The organism is Burkholderia sp. AU44665, assembly GCF_030504405.1.
Taxonomy (GTDB): Bacteria; Pseudomonadota; Gammaproteobacteria; order Burkholderiales; family Burkholderiaceae; genus Burkholderia; species Burkholderia semiarida.
This window is the reverse complement of the sequence record NZ_JAUJRI010000009.1, coordinates 132,278-148,150: the sequence shown is the minus strand read 5'-3', so window position 1 is coordinate 148,150 and position 15,873 is coordinate 132,278. Positions and strand designations below refer to the sequence as shown.

Below are 15,873 nucleotides of genomic sequence, written 5' to 3'. Positions count from 1 at the left end.
TCCGTCTGGATGGTATGATCCGCCGCATGAACAATACCGCCCCCTCTCCCTGGTCCGCGCTCGACACGGCCATCGCGCGCGGACGCGACGCACTCGTGCGTCTTCAGCAGCCCGACGGCAGCTGGTGTTTCGAACTCGAATCCGACGCGACGATCACCGCGGAATACATCCTGATGATGCATTTCATGGACAAGATCGACGACGTGCGCCAGGAGAAGATGGCGCGCTACCTGCGCGCGAACCAGCGGCTCGACACGCATGGCGCATGGGATCTGTACGTCGACGGCGCGCCGGACGTGTCGTGCAGCGTGAAGGCGTACTTCGCGCTGAAGGCGGCCGGCGACAGCGAACGGGCGCCGCACATGATCCGCGCGCGCGACGCGATCCTGACGCTCGGCGGCGCGGCGCGCGCGAACGTGTTCACGCGCATCCTGCTCGCGACGTTCGGCCAGGTGCCGTGGCGCGCGGCGCCGTTCATGCCGGTCGAATTCGTGCTGTTCCCGAAGTGGGTGCCGATCTCGATGTACAAGGTCGCGTACTGGGCGCGCACGACGATGGTGCCGCTGCTGGTGCTGTGCTCGCTGAAGGCGCGTGCGCGCAATCCGCGCAACGTGTCGATCCGCGAGCTGTTCGTCACGCCGCCGGAGCAAGAGCGCCAGTACTTCCCGCCCGCGCGCGGCATGCGCCGGTTGTTCCTCGCGCTCGACCGCGCCGTCCGCCCTATCGAGCCGCTGCTGCCGAAGCGCTTGCGGCAGCGCGCGATCCGGCACGCGGAAGCGTGGTGCGCGCAACGGATGAACGGCGAGGACGGGCTCGGCGGCATCTTCCCGCCGATCGTCTACAGCTACCAGATGATGCAGGTGCTCGGCTACCCGGACGATCATCCGCTGCGGCGCGACTGCGAGAACGCGCTGGAGAAGCTGCTGGTCACGCGGCCGGACGGCAGCATGTATTGCCAGCCGTGCCTGTCGCCGGTGTGGGACACCGCGTGGAGCACGATGGCGCTCGAACAGGCGCGCGGCGTCGCGGCGCCGGAAGCCGGCGAGTCGGCCGGCGCGCTGCGCGAGCTCGATGCACGCATCGCTCGCGCGTACGACTGGCTGGCCGGGCGGCAGGTGAACGACCTGCGCGGCGACTGGATCGAGAACGCACCGGCCGGCGTCGAACCGGGCGGCTGGGCGTTCCAGTACGCGAACCCGTACTACCCGGACATCGACGACACGGCGGTCGTCACCGCGATGCTCGATCGCCGCGGCCGCACGCATCGCCACGCGGACGGCACGAATCCGTACGCGTCGCGCGTCGCGCGCGCGCTCGACTGGATGCGCGGGCTGCAATCGCGCAACGGCGGCTTCGCGGCGTTCGACGCCGACTGCGACCGCATGTATCTGAACGCGATCCCGTTCGCCGATCACGGCGCGCTGCTCGATCCGCCGACCGAGGACGTGTCGGGCCGCGTGCTGCTGTGCTTCGGCGTGACGAAACGCGCGGCAGACCGCGCGTCGCTCGCGCGCTGCATCGACTACGTGAAGCGCACGCAGCAGCCCGACGGCAGTTGGTGGGGCCGCTGGGGCACGAACTACCTGTACGGCACGTGGAGCGTGCTGGCCGGCCTCGCGCTCGCCGGCGAGGACAAGTCGCAGCCCTATATCGCACGCGCGCTCGACTGGCTACGCGCGCGACAGCATGCGGACGGCGGCTGGGGCGAGACGAACGACAGCTACGTCGACCCGACACTGGCCGGCACGAATGGCGGCGAGAGCACGTCGAACTGCACCGCGTGGGCGCTGCTCGCACAGATGGCGTTCGGCGACTGCGAATCCGATTCGGTGCGGCGCGGCATCGCGTATCTGCTGTCGGTGCAGCAGGAAGACGGCTTCTGGTGGCACCGTTCGCACAATGCGCCGGGCTTTCCGCGCATTTTCTACCTGAAGTATCACGGCTATACCGCGTACTTCCCGCTGTGGGCACTCGCGCGTTATCGACGGCTGGCGGGCGCGAAGGATGCGGGCGCAACCACGTCGTCCGCGTCCGGCGCGCCCGCCCCACACGCAACGGACAGCGCGCTCGCCTGAGCCGGAACCTCGGCCGACACGGCAACACGCCGGCACGCCCGCCGGCGTCCGGCGTGCTCGACACACGTTTCGTCCCCCTTCCCGCTCACGCGTCGCGCGGCGTCCGCATCCGCGCGAACGCGTCGCGTAAATCCGCGCAGAACGCATCGCCGATCATCGACAGCGGCTGCGACGCGGACGTCACCAGGTAGAAGTGATCGGGCACGGCCGGCTCGAACGGCTTGACGGCCACGCGCTCGCCCGCATACGCGGCCGTCACCGGATCGATCAGCGCGACGCCCGCGCCGTTCGCGACGAACGCGACGATCGTCCGTGACAGTTGCGCCTCGATCGACAGCACGCGCGCCACGCCGGCTTCCACAAAAACGCGGTCGATCGCGCTGCGCGCCTCGAAACTCGGCGGAAACGAGATGAACGGTTCGCCGCGCAGATCGGCCGGCCGCACGACGCGCTTGCGCGCGAGCCGGTGCCCGCGCGGCACGATGCAGCGCATCGCGCTTTCCGCGAGCCGCTCGCCGCGCACGGCCGGATGCGGAACGGGCTCGGCGATCAGCCCGACATCGCACTGCCCCGACGCGACCTTGTCGACGACGGTCGACGCACTGTGCGCGAGCAGCGTGATGTCGACGCCCGGATGCGCGTGCGAGAAACGCGTGACGCGCTCCGGCAGCAGATCGAGCGCGACGGCGGGCGAGCCGGCCACGCGCAGCGTGCCGCGCCGCATCGCGCGGATCTGCTCGGCGGCCTGCGCGACGCGATCGAGGCCGACGAACGCGCGCTCGACTTCCTCGTACAGCACGCGCGCCTGCGCGGTCGGCGTGAAGCGGCCCTGCTGCCGCTCGAACAGCACGAAGCCGATCCGCGCCTCGAGATCGGCGATCAGCCGGCTCACGGCCGGCTGCGAGATATGGAGCTCGCGCGCCGCGCGCGTGACGGTATGACGCTGCATCACCGCACGAAACGCTTCGATCTGGCGAATCCTGAGCGAGGGCGTGGTCATAACACTGGATTATGGATCGTTGATCAAGCTGTATTGGACAGCCCATTTTGCCTGTCCGAACATCGGTTCCGCAACGTACCGAAAGCAAGGAGCCGCGCCGCCATGGGATATAACACGCAACCGCCTCACCCGCGACAACGGAGCCGCGCATGACCGCGCGCCGCTTCGACGTCGTCGTGGCCGGCGGCGGCCTCGTCGGCATGGCCATCGCGTGGGGCCTCGCGCGTCTCGGCCAACGCGTCGCGGTGTGCGACGGCGACGACATCGCGTTTCGCGCGGCGCGCGGCAATTTCGGGCTCGTGTGGGTGCAGGGCAAAGGCGGCCGCTGCCTGCCGTATGCGCGCTGGTCACGCGAATCGTCCGAGCGCTGGCATGCGTTCGCCGCGCAGTTGCAGCGCGAAACGGGCGTGGACTGCGCGTTCGAACGCCCGGGCGGCATCGAGCTGTTCGAACATCGCACGGAACTGGACAGCGCGACCGACCTGCTCGAATCGCTGCGCCGGCAGGAAGCCGCGCTGTCGTACGAAGTGCTCGATCCGGCGGCGCTGCGCCGTCTCGTTCCCGCGGCATCGCCGTCGCTCGCGGGCGCGCTCTGGTCGCCGAACGACGGTCACGCGAATCCGCTCGCCACGCTGCGCGCGATGCTGCAGGCGTTCCAGCAGTGCGGCGGCATCTATCTGCCGCGCAGCGAAGTCGCCGAAATCCGCCCGCGCGCCGGGCGCTTCGAGATCGACACACGCGATGCGCGGCTCGAAGCCGCGCGCGTGGTGCTCGCGGCCGGCCTCGACAACGCGCGGCTCGCGCCGATGGTCGACCTGCGCGCGCCGATCTCGCCGTTGCGCGGCCAGATCATGGTCACCGAGCGCCTCGCGCCGTTTCTCGACTATCCGACGCTCGTCGTCCGGCAGACCTCGGAAGGATCGGTATTGCTCGGCGACTCCGCCGAAGACGTCGGCTTCGACGACGGCCAGACGCGCCCGGCGATGGTCGACATCGCGCGCCGCGCCCGCGCCGCGTTCCCGGCGCTGGCCCATGCGCGCATCGTGCGCGCGTGGGGTGCGCTGCGCATCATGACGCCCGACGGCTTGCCCGTCTACGAAGCGTCGGCCACGTATCCCGGCGCATTCATCGCGATCTGCCACAGCGGCGTGACGCTTGCGGCGGCCCACGCCGATCTCGTCGCGCCGTGGATCGCCGGCGGCGCCGCGCCGGCCGACCTGTCCGCCTTTACCACCGCGCGCTTCGCCGCGCCCACGGAAGCCCGGCATGTTTGAATCCCTCATTCCCGCCGCCGCGATGCTCGACCGCGTGCGCATCCATATCGACGGCACGCCGCACGACGTGCCCGCGCACGACAGCGTCGCGGCCGCGATGCTCGCCGCCGGTTCGGCCGCGTGCCGCACGAGCGCCGTGAGCGGCGCGCCACGCGGCCCGTTCTGCATGATGGGCGTGTGCTTCGACTGCCTCGTCGAAATCGACGGCGTGCCGAACGTGCAAGGCTGCATGACGCCCGTCGCCGACGGCATGCAGGTGCGCACGATGCACGGCAAGGCGAGGCTCGCATGACGCGCCGCCAGTGCGACCTGCTGATCGTCGGCGCCGGGCCGGCCGGAATGGCGGCGGCAACTGCCGCGCGCGCGGTCGGCTTGTCGGTGGTCGTCGCGGACGAGGGCCGCGCGCCCGGCGGCCAGATCTACCGCAACGTGGCCGATGCGCCGGCGCCGCTCGCGCAATGGCTCGGCGCCGACTACACGGCCGGCCGCCCGCTCGTCGACAGCCTGCTCGCCAGCGGCGCGCATTACCTGCCGCGCAGCGTCGTGTGGCAAATCGCGTTCGAGCCGGCGCCCGTCGCGATGCTCACGCAAAGCGGCCCGTCGCGCGGCACGCTTGAAATCGGCGCGCGCGCGGTGCTGATCGCGACCGGCGCGCAGGAGCGGCCGTGGCCGGTACCCGGCTGGACGTTGCCCGGCGTGATGGGCGTCGGCGCCGCGCAGACGCTGCTGAAAGCGTCGGGGCTCGCGCCGTCGACGGACGCCGTGCTCGCGGGCAGCGGCCCGCTTTTGTGGCTGTTCGCCGCGCAATTGCTGAATGCCGACCGGCGCGTGCGCGCGCTGGTCGATACGACACCGCGCGATGCATGGCGCCGCGCGCTCACGCATGCGCTGCCGGCGCTGCGCGGCGCCGACTATCTGCTCAAGGGCTGGCGCATGTTGCGCGCGGTGCGCCACGCCGGCATTCCGGTGTATCGCGGCGCGACCGATATCCGCATCGACGGCGACGGCCGCGCCGAACGCATTCGCTTTCGCGACGACGATGGCGTCGCGCATGCGCTCGACACGTCGCTCGTGCTGCTGCATCAGGGCGTCGTTCCGTCGATGCAACTCGCGCGCTCGCTCGGCTGTGCGCATGAATGGGACGAGTCGTCGGCATGCTGGCGGCCGCGGTGCGACGCGCGCGGCCGCAGCAGCGTGCCGCACGTGTGGATCGCGGGCGACGGCGCGGGCATCGGCGGCGCGCGGGCGGCGGCACTGGCCGGCGAAATATCAGCGCTCGACATCGCCGTGCAACTCGGTGCGCTCGATGCGCAACGGCAGGCCGCACGCGAACGCCCGGCGTTGCACGCATTGCGTCGCCATCTCGCGGTGCGCCCGCTGCTCGATGCGCTGTACACGCCGCCCGCCGCGCTGCGCCGCCCCGACGACGACACGATCGTGTGCCGCTGCGAGGAAGTCACGGCCGGCGAGATCCGCCAGCTCGCGACGCTCGGCTGCCAGGGGCCGAACCAGATGAAGGCGTTCACGCGCTGCGGGATGGGCCCGTGCCAGGGGCGCTGGTGCGGCACGACGGTCGGCGAGCTGATCGCCGACGTACAGCAACGCAGCGTCGGCGACGTCGGGCACTACCGGATCCGCGCGCCGATCAAGCCCGTCACCGTCGGCGAGATGGCCGACGCCCTCGAACTGTCGAACGATTTTCAGCGCGGCGAATTCCCGAGCTGACGCGCATGCCCACTCTTCCCCACACGAACGGAGCCTGACCATGAAGACGCGCATCACGATTCTCCTTGCCGCCGCCGCGATGGCCGTCGCGTCGCCTGCGTCGGCGAAGGAATGGACGACCATCCGCATCGGCGTCGATCCAACCTACCCGCCGTTCGAATCGACCGCGACCGACGGCAGCGTGAAGGGCTTCGACATCGATCTCGGCAACGCGCTGTGCGCGAAGCTGAAGGCGAAATGCGTGTGGGTGTCGAGCAGTTTCGACGGGCTGATTCCGGGGCTGCAAGCGCGCAAGTTCGACGTGATCCTGTCGTCGATGGCCGCGACCGAACAGCGGCGCCGGCAGATCGACTTCACCGACCGCCTGTACCGCAACCAGACGCGGCTGATCGCGCGTACCGGGTCGGGGCTGCTGCCGGACGCGGCGAAGCTCGCCGGCAAGCGCGTCGCGGTCGAGCAGGGCACGGTCCAGGAAACCTATGCGCGCGAGAAGTGGGCGGCCGCGAAGGTCGAGGTCGTGCCGTATCCGAGCTACGACCAGGCGTACGCGGATCTCGTCACCGGGCGCGTCGACGGCGTGCTGATGGATGCGGTGCAAGGCCAGCTCGGATTCCTGGCGACGCCGCGCGGCAAGGGCTTCTCGTTCGCGGGCGGCGTGGTGTACGACGCGAAGATCATGGGCAACGGCGATGCGGCCGGCGTGCGCAAGGCCGACACCGACCTGCGCGACGCGCTGAACCGCGCGATCGCTGAGATTCGCAGCGACGGCACCTATGACACGATCCAGTCGAAATATTTCGACTTCGACATGTACGGGAATTGACGACACGCGTGCGCGCGCCGCGTCGTGCGCAGGCAAGTGGATCCGGTCCGGATTGCATGAACAAGTTCCTTTAGGACACAATCTTCCAATCTTGAGTCCGATAAGGTCTGACATGCTCGACATCCGCCAGCTTCAATATTTCATCGCGGTCGCGGAAGAGGAACACGTCGGCCGCGCCGCCGAGCGCCTGCACATCTCGCAATCACCGCTCAGCCGCCAGATCGCGCAGCTCGAGGAAAAGCTCGGCCTCACGCTGTTCGAACGCAGCCAGCAGCGCATTCGTCTGACGCGCGACGGGCGCACGTTTCTCGGCGAAACGCGCGCGTTCCTGCGCCACGCGAACCGGCTCGAATCGCTCGCGCGCCGGCTCGGTCGCGGCGACGAAGGCGGCCTCTGCATCGGCTACCTCGAAACGGCCACGCACTCGGGCGTGCTACCGCGCGCGTTGAAAACGCTGCGCGCCGGGCGCCCGTCCGTTCACATCGCTTTGTATAACTATCAATCGGCCGCGCAGCTCGAAGGCTTGCGCGAGCGCAGCCTCGACATCGCGCTCGTCACCGAGCCGCCCGCGCCGGACGATCCCGAACTCGATTCGACGAAGGTGCTGGACGATCCGATGCTGCTCGCGATGCCCGACGGGCATCCGCTCGCAAAGAAGAAGACGCTCGTCGCCGACGATCTCGCCGCGCAGGCGTGGATCGGCGTCACGCAGCAGGACAGCGCGCCGCGTCACGGTGCGTTCGTCGCGGCCTGTGCGAAGGCCGGCTTTTCGCCGGACATTTCAGTGGAAGCGACCGAGCCGCTCGCCGCGCTGGGCCTCGTCGCGGCCGGGCTCGGCGTGACGATGATCCAGCAGAGCCTGCGTCACCAGGTGCCGGAAGGCGTCGTGCTGCGCGAGCTGCCGTGGTTCAGCTACCGCACGCCGCTGTGGGCCGCATGGCACAAGGTCAATCTGCGGCCGCTGGTCGGAATCTTCCGCGAGATCTTGACCGGCGAGGAAGTCGTCGAGACAGCGGCGAAATAAATGCGCGAACGCGCGGGGCGTCGTTGCATCACGGCGCCTTACGCGCCTGTCGCGAGTGTCGCGATCGCTTCGCAACCCTGACCTTCCTCGCGCCTCGCGGCTTCCGCTTCCGGTCATCGCCTTTCAGGATCGACGATCGGCCGGCAGCGGCGCATTGGCCGCGATCAGACCTTGTTCGCGCATCTCGCGCCAGAAGTCGGCCGGAATCGCCACGTTCAGCGCCGCCTGGTCTTCCGCGATCCGTTCCGGGCGGCTCGCGCCCGGGATCACCGCGACGGTGGCCGGATGCGACATCGAGAACTGCAGCGCGGCGGCCTTGATCGGTACGTCGTAACGCGCAGCGATCGCCTTGATCCGATCCACCTTCGCGAGGATTTCGGGCGAAGCCTTCTGGTATTCGAAGTGCGTGCCGCCCGCGAGCACGCCCGAGCTGTACGGGCCGCCGACGACGATCCCGACGTTCCGCGCGGCCGCCGCCGGCATCACGCGCTGCAGCGCGCGCTCGTGATCGAGCAGCGTGTAGCGGCCGGCCAGCAGCATGCCGTCCGGTTGCGGCTCGGCGAGGTCGAGCACCAGCTCGATCGGTTCGACGCGGTTCACGCCGAGGCCCCATGCGTTGATCACGCCTTCTTCGCGCAGCTTGCTCAGCACGCGGAATGCGCCCTTGCGCGCCACTTCGAATTGCGCGAGCCATTCGTCGCCGTAAAAGTCCTGCGCGATGTCGTGCACCCACACGATATCGAGGCGGTCGGTGCGCAGGCGCTTCAGGCTGTCCTCGATCGAGCGCAGCGTCGCGTCGGCCGAGTAGTCGTTGACGATGCGGTTCGGCCGGCCGTGTTCGAACAGGCCGCCCTTTTCGCCGAGGTCGCGCGCCGACACGTCTTCGATTTCGTCGAGAATCACGCGGCCGACCTTCGTGCTCAGCACGTATTCGTCGCGCGGATGGTTCGCCAGCGCGTCGCCGAGGCGGATTTCCGCGAGGCCGGCGCCGTAGAACGGAGCCGAATCGAAATAGCGGATGCCGTGTTGCCACGCGGCTTCGACGGTGGCCGCCGCTTCCGCGTCGGGGATGTTGCGGAACATGTTGCCGAGCGGGGCGGTACCGAAACCGAGGATCTTGTGGCCGGGCAGCGCGAGACTCATGATTTTCTCCAGGGAACGAGGGAAAGCGGGTTCAGTCTAGGGAAGCGGGTTAAGTCTGTCCAAGACGGAATTCGACACAGTTGAGTCCCGCAAGGTCTGATAGGCCGATTCGCGGCCCGTTTCGATCGCGAGCCGCGGCGCCTGTTCGGGCGAGACGCCCGGCCGGCAACGCTGTCGACCGAATTCACGTTCGATTCGTGACTCGGGATCAAAAATGATTTAGCCCGACAGTCGTTTTTCCGCGACGCCGCCGTACCTATATTGGCTGCACACGCAACGACATCGACGTCGTCGACGTTGGTTGCGGTTCACTCGACCAGACAGGTACCCATGATGAAAACGCTCGTTACTTCCACGCTTGCCGCACTGATCCTTTCCGCACCGGCGCTGTCGTTCGCGCAACCGGCCGACCACCCGCTGACCCGTGCCCAAGTGAAGGCCGAGATGGCGCGCCTCGCGGCCGTCGGCTACACCCCGGCGATGGATCACAACCAGTATCCGGCCGCGATTCTCGCCGCCGAAAAACGCGTGCGCGAAAACGCCGTCGCGCAAAGCACGCCGGGCACCGCACCGGCCGCGGACAACACCGGTTACGGCAGCGAAGCCCGCACCCCCGGCGAATCCGGCCACGCGATGGCGGTCAACGGCCGCGACTCGATCTATCGCGGTCATTGAGTCCCGTCGGCGCGCAAGAGAGCACGCCTTTCGATACGCGCAACCGCTCGCCCTTCCCCTCCGCATGCCCGGCCCGGATCGCCTGAACAGGCATTCGGGCCGCGCGTCGTCACTGCACTTCAGCTCCCTCGCCCTGCTCCTCGAAACCGGCTGGCCCGTCGCCGCTGCAGGCAGCGATTCGTGACTGCGCAGTACAAGTTCTTATGCCGCTTCATCCGTTTATCCGCCGCGCGCCGCGCACGATACTTCGCACGGTCCGGCGCCACGCGCCCCACTCGACATTTCGCACGCACATGAACCGATATCCAGGATTGAAGCGCATCGCGCGGCCGGCCGTGCTGGCCGCCGTTCCGCTGGCCGCGCTGTTCGCGTTGTCCGGCTGCCAGTCGGACGACAAGGCGCCGGCCGCGACGCCAGGCGTGATCGTCAGCGCGCCCGTCGCGCGCGACGTCAACGACGTCGACGTCTACACCGGCCGCTTCGAAGCTGTCGACACCGTCGACGTGCGCCCGCGCGTGAGCGGCTATCTCGACAAGGTCGCGTTCCAGGACGGCGCGCTCGTCCGCAAGGGCGACCTGCTGTTCGTCATCGACCCGCGTCCGTACCAGGCGGCCGTCACGGCCGCGCAGGGCGCGCTCGAACGCGCGCAGTCGCAACTGAAGCTGAGCCGGCAGGATTTCGAGCGCGCGAGCATCCTGATCAAGACCGATACGATCGCGCAGAGCCTTTACGACCAGCGCAGGCAGGCGGTGCAAAGCGCGCAGGCCGAAGTGACGAGCGCGCAAGGCGCACTCGAACGCGCGCGGCTCGACCTGTCGTTCACGCGCATCGTCGCGCCGATGTCCGGCCGCATCAGCCGCAAACTCGTGAGCGAGGGCAATCTCGTGAAAGGCGGCGACAGCGACGCGACCGTGCTGACGACGATCGTGTCGCAGGATCCGATCGACATCTACTTCGACGTCGACGAGGAAAGCTACCTGCGCTATACGCGCGAAGCGCGAAAAAGCGGCGACAACGCGTCGTCGCGGCAGGTCGCGATCGCGCTGCCGGGCGATGCGCAGCCGTCGCTGACGGGGACGATGGATTTCGTCGACAACCGCCTCGACGACTCGACCGGCACGCTGCGCCAGCGCGCCCGCGTCGCGAATCCGGACCGGCGTCTGAGCCCCGGCCAGTTCGGCCGCGTGTACCTGTCGAGCCGCGTCGCACACCGCGCGCTGCTCGTGCCGGATACGGCCGTCGCGACCGATGCGACGCGCCGCGTGCTGTACTTCGTCGACGCGAACGGCACCGTCGCGATCCGTCCGGTGACGCCGGGCCGCCTGTACGGCAACCTGCGCGAAATCGCCGCGGGGCTGAACGCGAGCGATCGCGTGATCGTCGACGGCTTCCAGCGCGTGCAGGCCGGCGACAAGGTCAAGGCCGTGCCGCGCGCGATCGAAGCGGCCACGGCGGCCCGCGCGGCGAACGGCACGGCCGGGAGCGCGCAATGAATCTCGGCCGCCTGTCCGTGCAGCAGCCGGTGCTCGCGATCGTCCTGTCGATCGTGCTGACGATCGCCGGCGCGCTGGCCTATTTCTCGCTCGCGGTGTCCGAGTATCCGGACATCGCGCCGCCGACCGTCGTGATCCAGGCGACCTATCCGGGCGCCTCCGCGGAAACGGTCTCGCAAACGGTGTCGACGCCGATCGAACTGGAAGTGAACGGCGTGGAAGACATGCTGTACATGTACAGCCAGGCGACGTCGGACGGCAGCCTGAACATCACCGTGACGTTTAAGCCCGGCACCGACGTCGACAAGGCGCAGGTGCTCGTGCAGAACCGCGTCGCGCTCGCGACGCCGCGCCTGCCCGAGCCCGTGCAGCGCAGCGGCGTGTCGGTGCGCAAATCGTCGCCGACGCAGCTCGGCACGATCTTCCTGTACTCGCCGGACCAGCGCTACGATCCGCTGTACGTGTCGAACTACGCGATCCGCAACGTCGCGGACGTGCTCAAGCGGATCGAGGGCGTCGGCGACATCAACCCGCTCGGCGCGCGCGAATACTCGATGCGCATCTGGCTCGACCCCGAGCGCGTCGCGTCGTTCGGCCTGAGCCCGGCCGACCTGATCGCCGCGGTACGGTCGCAGAACACGCAGCTCGCGGGCGGCGTGGTCGCGCAGGCGCCGATCACGAACCAGGCGTTCCAGCCGAACCTGATCTTCGAAGGGCGGCTCAAGCGCCCCGAGGATTTCAGCGACATCGTCGTCAAGCAGGGCAAGGACGGCAGGCTCGTGCGGCTGAAGGACGTGGCACGCGTCGAAGTGGGCGCACTCGCGTATGCGACCGACAGCTACATGCTGCGCCACCCGACGATCGCGCTGCAGGTGCTGCAGCAGCCCGGCGCGAACGCGGTCGCGACGATGGCCGCGGTCGAGAAGAAGATGGCCGAGCTGGCCACGGACTTCCCGAAGGGCATCGTCTACAACATCGGCTACAACCCGACCGCGTTCATCGGCGACAGCATCCACGAACTCGTCAAGACGATCTACGAAGCCGTCGTGCTCGTCGTGTTCGTCGTGCTGCTGTTCCTGCAGGGCTGGCGGCCGTCGATCATACCGATCCTGTCGATTCCGGTGTCGCTCGTCGGCACGTTCGCGGCGATGGCCGTGCTCGGCTATTCGATCAACAACCTGACGCTGTTCGGCCTCGTGCTCGCGGTGGGGATCGTCGTCGACAACGCGATCGTCGTGGTCGAGAACGTCGAGCGGCACCTGTCGGCCGGCGCCCGGCCACGCGATGCGACGCTGCTGACAATGAAGGAAGTCGGCGGCGCGCTGTTCGCGATCACGCTCGTGCTGTGCGCGGTGTTCGTGCCGACCTCGTTCGTTCCCGGCATCTCGGGCCAGTTCTTCCGCCAGTTCGGCGTGACGATCGCCGTGTCGACCGCGATCTCGTTCTTCACGTCGGTGACGCTCGCGCCCGCGCTGTCCGCGATGATGCTGAAAGCGCACGCCGGCGACCATGACGCACCGGCGCCGGCATCCCGCATCGCCGCGCCGTTCGCGCCGGCGATGCGCGCCGCACGGCGTTTCTCGAACGCGTTCAACCGCGTGTTCCAGCGCCTGTCCGATGCGTATGGCCGGCTGGTCCGCAAGATCGTCCGGATCGTCCCCGCGATGGTCGCCCTGTACGCGGTGCTGATCGCCGCGACCGGCTATCTGCTCGTGTCGAGCCCGAAGGGCTTCATTCCCGCGCAGGATCGCGGCTACCTCGTCGTGCTCGTGCGCACGCCCGACGGCGCGACGCTGGAGCGCACCAGCGCGGTCGCGCGCAAGATCGAGGACATCGCGCTGTCGGTGCCCGGTGTCGCGCGCGTGCCGGTGTTCTCCGGCGTCAACGCGGCGACCGGCACGAACTCGGCGAACAGCGCCGGCCTGTTTCCGGTATTCCAGCCCTGGCCGGAACGCAGGAAACAGGGCCTGACGATCGAGAAGATCGCGGCCGAGATGCGCCGACGGCTGGCGAGCATCACCGAAGCGTCGATCGTCGTCGCGATGCCGCCGCCGGTGCAGGGCCTCGGCAGCACGGGCGGCTTCGCGATGCGGCTCGAAGATCGCAACGGCCTCGGCACGGCCGCGCTCGCGAAGGCGACGCAGGATCTCGTCGCGGCCGCCAACCGCACGCCCGGCATGGTCGGCGTCTACACGCCGTACTCCGCCACGAGCCCGCAGGTGCACGTCGAGCTCGACCGCGAGAAGGCCGAGATGCTCGGCGTGCCGAGCCAGGCGATCAACGACGCGGTCGAGACGTATTTCGGTTCGACCTACATCAACGACTTCAACATCGTCGGGCGCACCTACCGCGTGACCGCGCAGGCGGACCTGCCGTTCCGCGTCGGCGCGTCGGATCTCGCGCGGCTGAAGGTACGCAACCGCGACGGCGAGATGGTGCCGATCGGCAGCGTGACGCGTATCGACGACATGCTCGGCGTCGATCGCGCACCGCGCTACAACCTGTATCCGGCCACCGAAATCAACGGCGATACCGCGCCGGGCCTCGGCTCGGGCTTCGCGATCAAGACGATGGAAACGCTCGCGAAACAGGTGCTGCCGCCCGGCATTTCGTTCGAATGGACCGATCTGTCGTACCAGCAGACCACGGCCGGCAACACGGGGCTGCTCGTGTTCCCGCTGTGCGTGCTGCTCGTCTATCTGGTGCTCGCCGCGCAGTACGGCAGCTGGAGCCTGCCCGTATCGATCCTGCTGATCGTGCCGATGTGCCTGCTTGCCGCATCGCTCGGCGTGCGCGCGCTCGGCCAGGACGTGAACATCCTCACGCAGATCGGCTTCATCGTGCTGGTCGGGCTCGCCGCGAAGAACGCGATCCTGATCGTCGAGGTCGCCAGGCAGCTGGAGGTCGGCGGCGCCGCGCTCGTCGAGGCCGTCGTCGAGGCATGCGTGCAGCGGCTGCGCCCGATCGTGATGACGTCGCTCGCGTTCATCCTCGGCGTGCTGCCGCTCGTGATCTCCGAAGGCGCGGGCGCGGAAATGCGCCAGGCGGTCGGCGCCGCGGTGTTCTTCGGAATGATCGGCGTGACGTTCTTCGGGCTGCTGTTCACGCCCGTGTTCTATGTGATGGTTCGCCGGCTCGCGATGCGCAAGACCGCTGTCGCAGCCGTCGCGATGGAGGGAGTGCAATGAAGTTCGTTCGACTCGTGGCCGCGCTGTCCGCCGCGGCCGTCCTGGCCGCGTGCACGAGCGCGCCGGTCGCCACCGTCACGCCGCCGCCTCTGGCGGCGACCTATGCGAACGCGGATCTCGCGGCCGGCGGCCCGGCCGCCGACACCGGTGCGTGGTGGCATGGCTTCCACGATCCGATCCTCGACCGGCTGGTCGACACCGCGCTCGCGAACAACCTCGACCTGCAGGCGGCCGTCGCACGCATCGACGCGGCCCGCGCGGTGCGGATCGGCGCGGCGTCGCAATGGTTCCCGTCTCTCGACCTGAATGCCGGTGCCAGCCGTCGGCGGCTGTCCGCCTCGCAGGCGTTCCCGACCGATACGCCGACGACGGGCAACGCATTCGACCTGAATGCGAGTCTTGCCTGGGAAATCGACATCTTCGGCCGCATCCGTCAAGGCGTGTCGGCGGCCGACGCGGATATCGCATCGGCGCAAAACGATGCGGCGGCCGTGCGGATCGCGACGATCGACGAGACCGTGCGCACCTACGTGACGGTGCGCGGCCTCGAACAGCGGCTCGCGCTCGTCGAGGCCAACGCGTTGAGCCAGCGCGGCACCGAGGAATCGACACGGCGCCTGTTCGACGCGGGCGTCGTGCCGGTAGCCGACGTGGACCGCGCCGCAGCGCAGACGGAAACGACGCTGGCCGAGCTGCCCGCGCTGCAACTGCAGCGGCAGGCCGCGATCCATCGGCTGTCGATCATCACCGCGTCGACGCCGCAGGAGGTCTATGCGCGGCTCGACCCGCCCGCGCCCGCGCCGGTGTGGACCGCCGCCGCACCGGGTATCGGCACGCCGGCCGACCTGCTGCGCCGGCGGCCCGACGTGCGCGCGGCCGAGGCACGCGTCGTCGCGGCCTATGCGCGCATCGGCGTCGCCGAGGCCGATCTGAAGCCGCACCTGCAGCTGATCGGCGTGATCGGCGCGGCGATCGACGGCTTCTCGGGCGCGTCGCTCGCGCGTTCGCTCGCGTGGATGGCCAGCGCCGGCGCGAGCGCGCCGCTGTTCGACGGTGGACAGCGACGCAGCGTCGTCGCGCTGCGTCGCGCGCAGGCCGACCAGGCGCTCGCCGCCTATCGCACGGCGGTGCTGACGGCCGTCGGCGACGTCGAGACATCGGTGGCCGCCGCCGCCCGCAATCACGGCCGGACCGAGCGCCTCGAGCGCGCGGTGTCGAATGCGCGCGGCGCCTATACGCAGATCAACCGGTCGTGGCGCAGCGGCGAATCGGCGTTCATCGATACGCTGGAAGTGCAGCGTGCGCTACTCGCGGCCGAGGATTCGCTCGCGCAGGCACGCACCGATGAAATGCTGAGCCAGGTCAGGCTGATGAGCGCGCTGGGAGAGTAGGCGCGCGGCTCGGGTTCGACCGATGCGCGAAGGGCGATGGGTTCGATGTCATTCGAACCCGT

The 15,873-nt window shown here is 69.2% G+C and carries 12 protein-coding genes; 10 read left to right on the top strand and 2 right to left on the bottom strand.

Annotation, left to right across the window (positions count from 1 at the left end):
* Positions 1-14 precede the first annotated feature (14 nt).
* On the top strand, positions 15-2,075 hold the full coding sequence (gene shc, locus QZM15_RS20075; RefSeq protein ID WP_302107116.1) for a squalene--hopene cyclase: 2,061 nt from the start codon (positions 15-17) through the stop codon (positions 2,073-2,075).
* 85 nt (positions 2,076-2,160) lie between these two features.
* On the opposite strand, the gene QZM15_RS20070 is transcribed toward shc, so the two are convergent.
* Positions 2,161-3,075 carry a LysR substrate-binding domain-containing protein gene (locus tag QZM15_RS20070; protein ID WP_302107115.1) on the bottom strand — a complete coding sequence of 305 codons (915 nt, stop codon included), beginning with the start codon at positions 3,073-3,075 and terminating at the stop codon, positions 2,161-2,163.
* A 149-nt stretch (positions 3,076-3,224) separates the two neighbouring features.
* On the opposite strand from QZM15_RS20070, the gene QZM15_RS20065 reads away from it, so the two are divergent.
* The 5 genes from QZM15_RS20065 to QZM15_RS20045 all read left to right on the top strand — a co-directional run bounded on the left by QZM15_RS20065 (position 3,225) and on the right by QZM15_RS20045 (position 7,921).
* Complete coding sequence (locus QZM15_RS20065) at positions 3,225-4,349, top strand: FAD-binding oxidoreductase (RefSeq protein ID WP_302107114.1); 1,125 nt, start codon at positions 3,225-3,227, stop codon at positions 4,347-4,349.
* A complete protein-coding gene (locus QZM15_RS20060; protein WP_104013088.1) occupies positions 4,342-4,641 on the top strand; it encodes a (2Fe-2S)-binding protein in 300 nt (99 codons plus the stop codon). Before QZM15_RS20065 ends, QZM15_RS20060 begins: the two co-directional genes overlap by 8 nt.
* Positions 4,638-6,074: an NAD(P)/FAD-dependent oxidoreductase gene (locus tag QZM15_RS20055; RefSeq protein WP_302107113.1), complete on the top strand. Its 1,437-nt coding sequence runs from the start codon at positions 4,638-4,640 to the stop codon at positions 6,072-6,074. The genes QZM15_RS20060 and QZM15_RS20055 overlap by 4 nt, the downstream gene beginning before the upstream one ends.
* A 40-nt stretch (positions 6,075-6,114) precedes the next feature.
* Positions 6,115-6,897 carry an ABC transporter substrate-binding protein gene (locus QZM15_RS20050; RefSeq protein WP_302107112.1) on the top strand — a complete coding sequence of 261 codons (783 nt, stop codon included), beginning with the start codon at positions 6,115-6,117 and terminating at the stop codon, positions 6,895-6,897.
* 112 nt (positions 6,898-7,009) lie between these two features.
* Positions 7,010-7,921 (top strand): LysR family transcriptional regulator, encoded by a 912-nt coding sequence (locus QZM15_RS20045; protein WP_060009152.1) that lies wholly within the window; start codon positions 7,010-7,012, stop codon positions 7,919-7,921.
* 123 nt (positions 7,922-8,044) lie between these two features.
* On the opposite strand, the gene QZM15_RS20040 is transcribed toward QZM15_RS20045, so the two are convergent.
* A complete protein-coding gene (locus QZM15_RS20040) occupies positions 8,045-9,064 on the bottom strand; it encodes an aldo/keto reductase (RefSeq protein WP_302107111.1) in 1,020 nt (339 codons plus the stop codon).
* Positions 9,065-9,394: 330 nt separating this feature from the next.
* Between QZM15_RS20040 and QZM15_RS20035 the strand changes: the two genes are divergently transcribed.
* The 4 genes from QZM15_RS20035 (at position 9,395) to QZM15_RS20020 (ending at position 15,811) form a co-directional block, all read left to right on the top strand.
* The gene (locus QZM15_RS20035) at positions 9,395-9,739 is read left to right on the top strand and encodes a DUF4148 domain-containing protein (protein ID WP_185716527.1); all 345 of its coding nucleotides are present in this window, start codon (positions 9,395-9,397) and stop codon (positions 9,737-9,739) included.
* Positions 9,740-10,032: 293 nt separating this feature from the next.
* Positions 10,033-11,232, top strand: a complete 1,200-nt coding sequence (locus QZM15_RS20030) for an efflux RND transporter periplasmic adaptor subunit (protein WP_124861453.1) — start codon at positions 10,033-10,035, stop codon at positions 11,230-11,232.
* Positions 11,229-14,420: an efflux RND transporter permease subunit gene (locus tag QZM15_RS20025; RefSeq protein WP_302107110.1), complete on the top strand. Its 3,192-nt coding sequence runs from the start codon at positions 11,229-11,231 to the stop codon at positions 14,418-14,420. Before QZM15_RS20030 ends, QZM15_RS20025 begins: the two co-directional genes overlap by 4 nt.
* Positions 14,417-15,811, top strand: coding sequence for an efflux transporter outer membrane subunit (locus QZM15_RS20020; RefSeq protein WP_302107109.1), 1,395 nt, complete (start codon positions 14,417-14,419; stop codon positions 15,809-15,811). The genes QZM15_RS20025 and QZM15_RS20020 overlap by 4 nt, the downstream gene beginning before the upstream one ends.
* The last annotated feature ends 62 nt before the right edge of the window (positions 15,812-15,873 follow it).

Excerpts from the sequence above, each read along its gene's own strand:
- shc (WP_302107116.1), top strand. The coding sequence starts at position 15 with ATGATCCGCCGCATGAACAATACCGCCCCCTCTCCCTGGTCCGCGCTC.
- QZM15_RS20070 (WP_302107115.1), bottom strand. The coding sequence starts at position 3,075 with ATGACCACGCCCTCGCTCAGGATTCGCCAGATCGAAGCGTTTCGTGCG.
- QZM15_RS20065 (WP_302107114.1), top strand. The coding sequence starts at position 3,225 with ATGACCGCGCGCCGCTTCGACGTCGTCGTGGCCGGCGGCGGCCTCGTC.
- QZM15_RS20060 (WP_104013088.1), top strand. The coding sequence starts at position 4,342 with ATGTTTGAATCCCTCATTCCCGCCGCCGCGATGCTCGACCGCGTGCGC.
- QZM15_RS20055 (WP_302107113.1), top strand. The coding sequence starts at position 4,638 with ATGACGCGCCGCCAGTGCGACCTGCTGATCGTCGGCGCCGGGCCGGCC.
- QZM15_RS20050 (WP_302107112.1), top strand. The coding sequence starts at position 6,115 with ATGAAGACGCGCATCACGATTCTCCTTGCCGCCGCCGCGATGGCCGTC.
- QZM15_RS20045 (WP_060009152.1), top strand. The coding sequence starts at position 7,010 with ATGCTCGACATCCGCCAGCTTCAATATTTCATCGCGGTCGCGGAAGAG.
- QZM15_RS20040 (WP_302107111.1), bottom strand. The coding sequence starts at position 9,064 with ATGAGTCTCGCGCTGCCCGGCCACAAGATCCTCGGTTTCGGTACCGCC.
- QZM15_RS20035 (WP_185716527.1), top strand. The coding sequence starts at position 9,395 with ATGATGAAAACGCTCGTTACTTCCACGCTTGCCGCACTGATCCTTTCC.
- QZM15_RS20030 (WP_124861453.1), top strand. The coding sequence starts at position 10,033 with ATGAACCGATATCCAGGATTGAAGCGCATCGCGCGGCCGGCCGTGCTG.
- QZM15_RS20025 (WP_302107110.1), top strand. The coding sequence starts at position 11,229 with ATGAATCTCGGCCGCCTGTCCGTGCAGCAGCCGGTGCTCGCGATCGTC.
- QZM15_RS20020 (WP_302107109.1), top strand. The coding sequence starts at position 14,417 with ATGAAGTTCGTTCGACTCGTGGCCGCGCTGTCCGCCGCGGCCGTCCTG.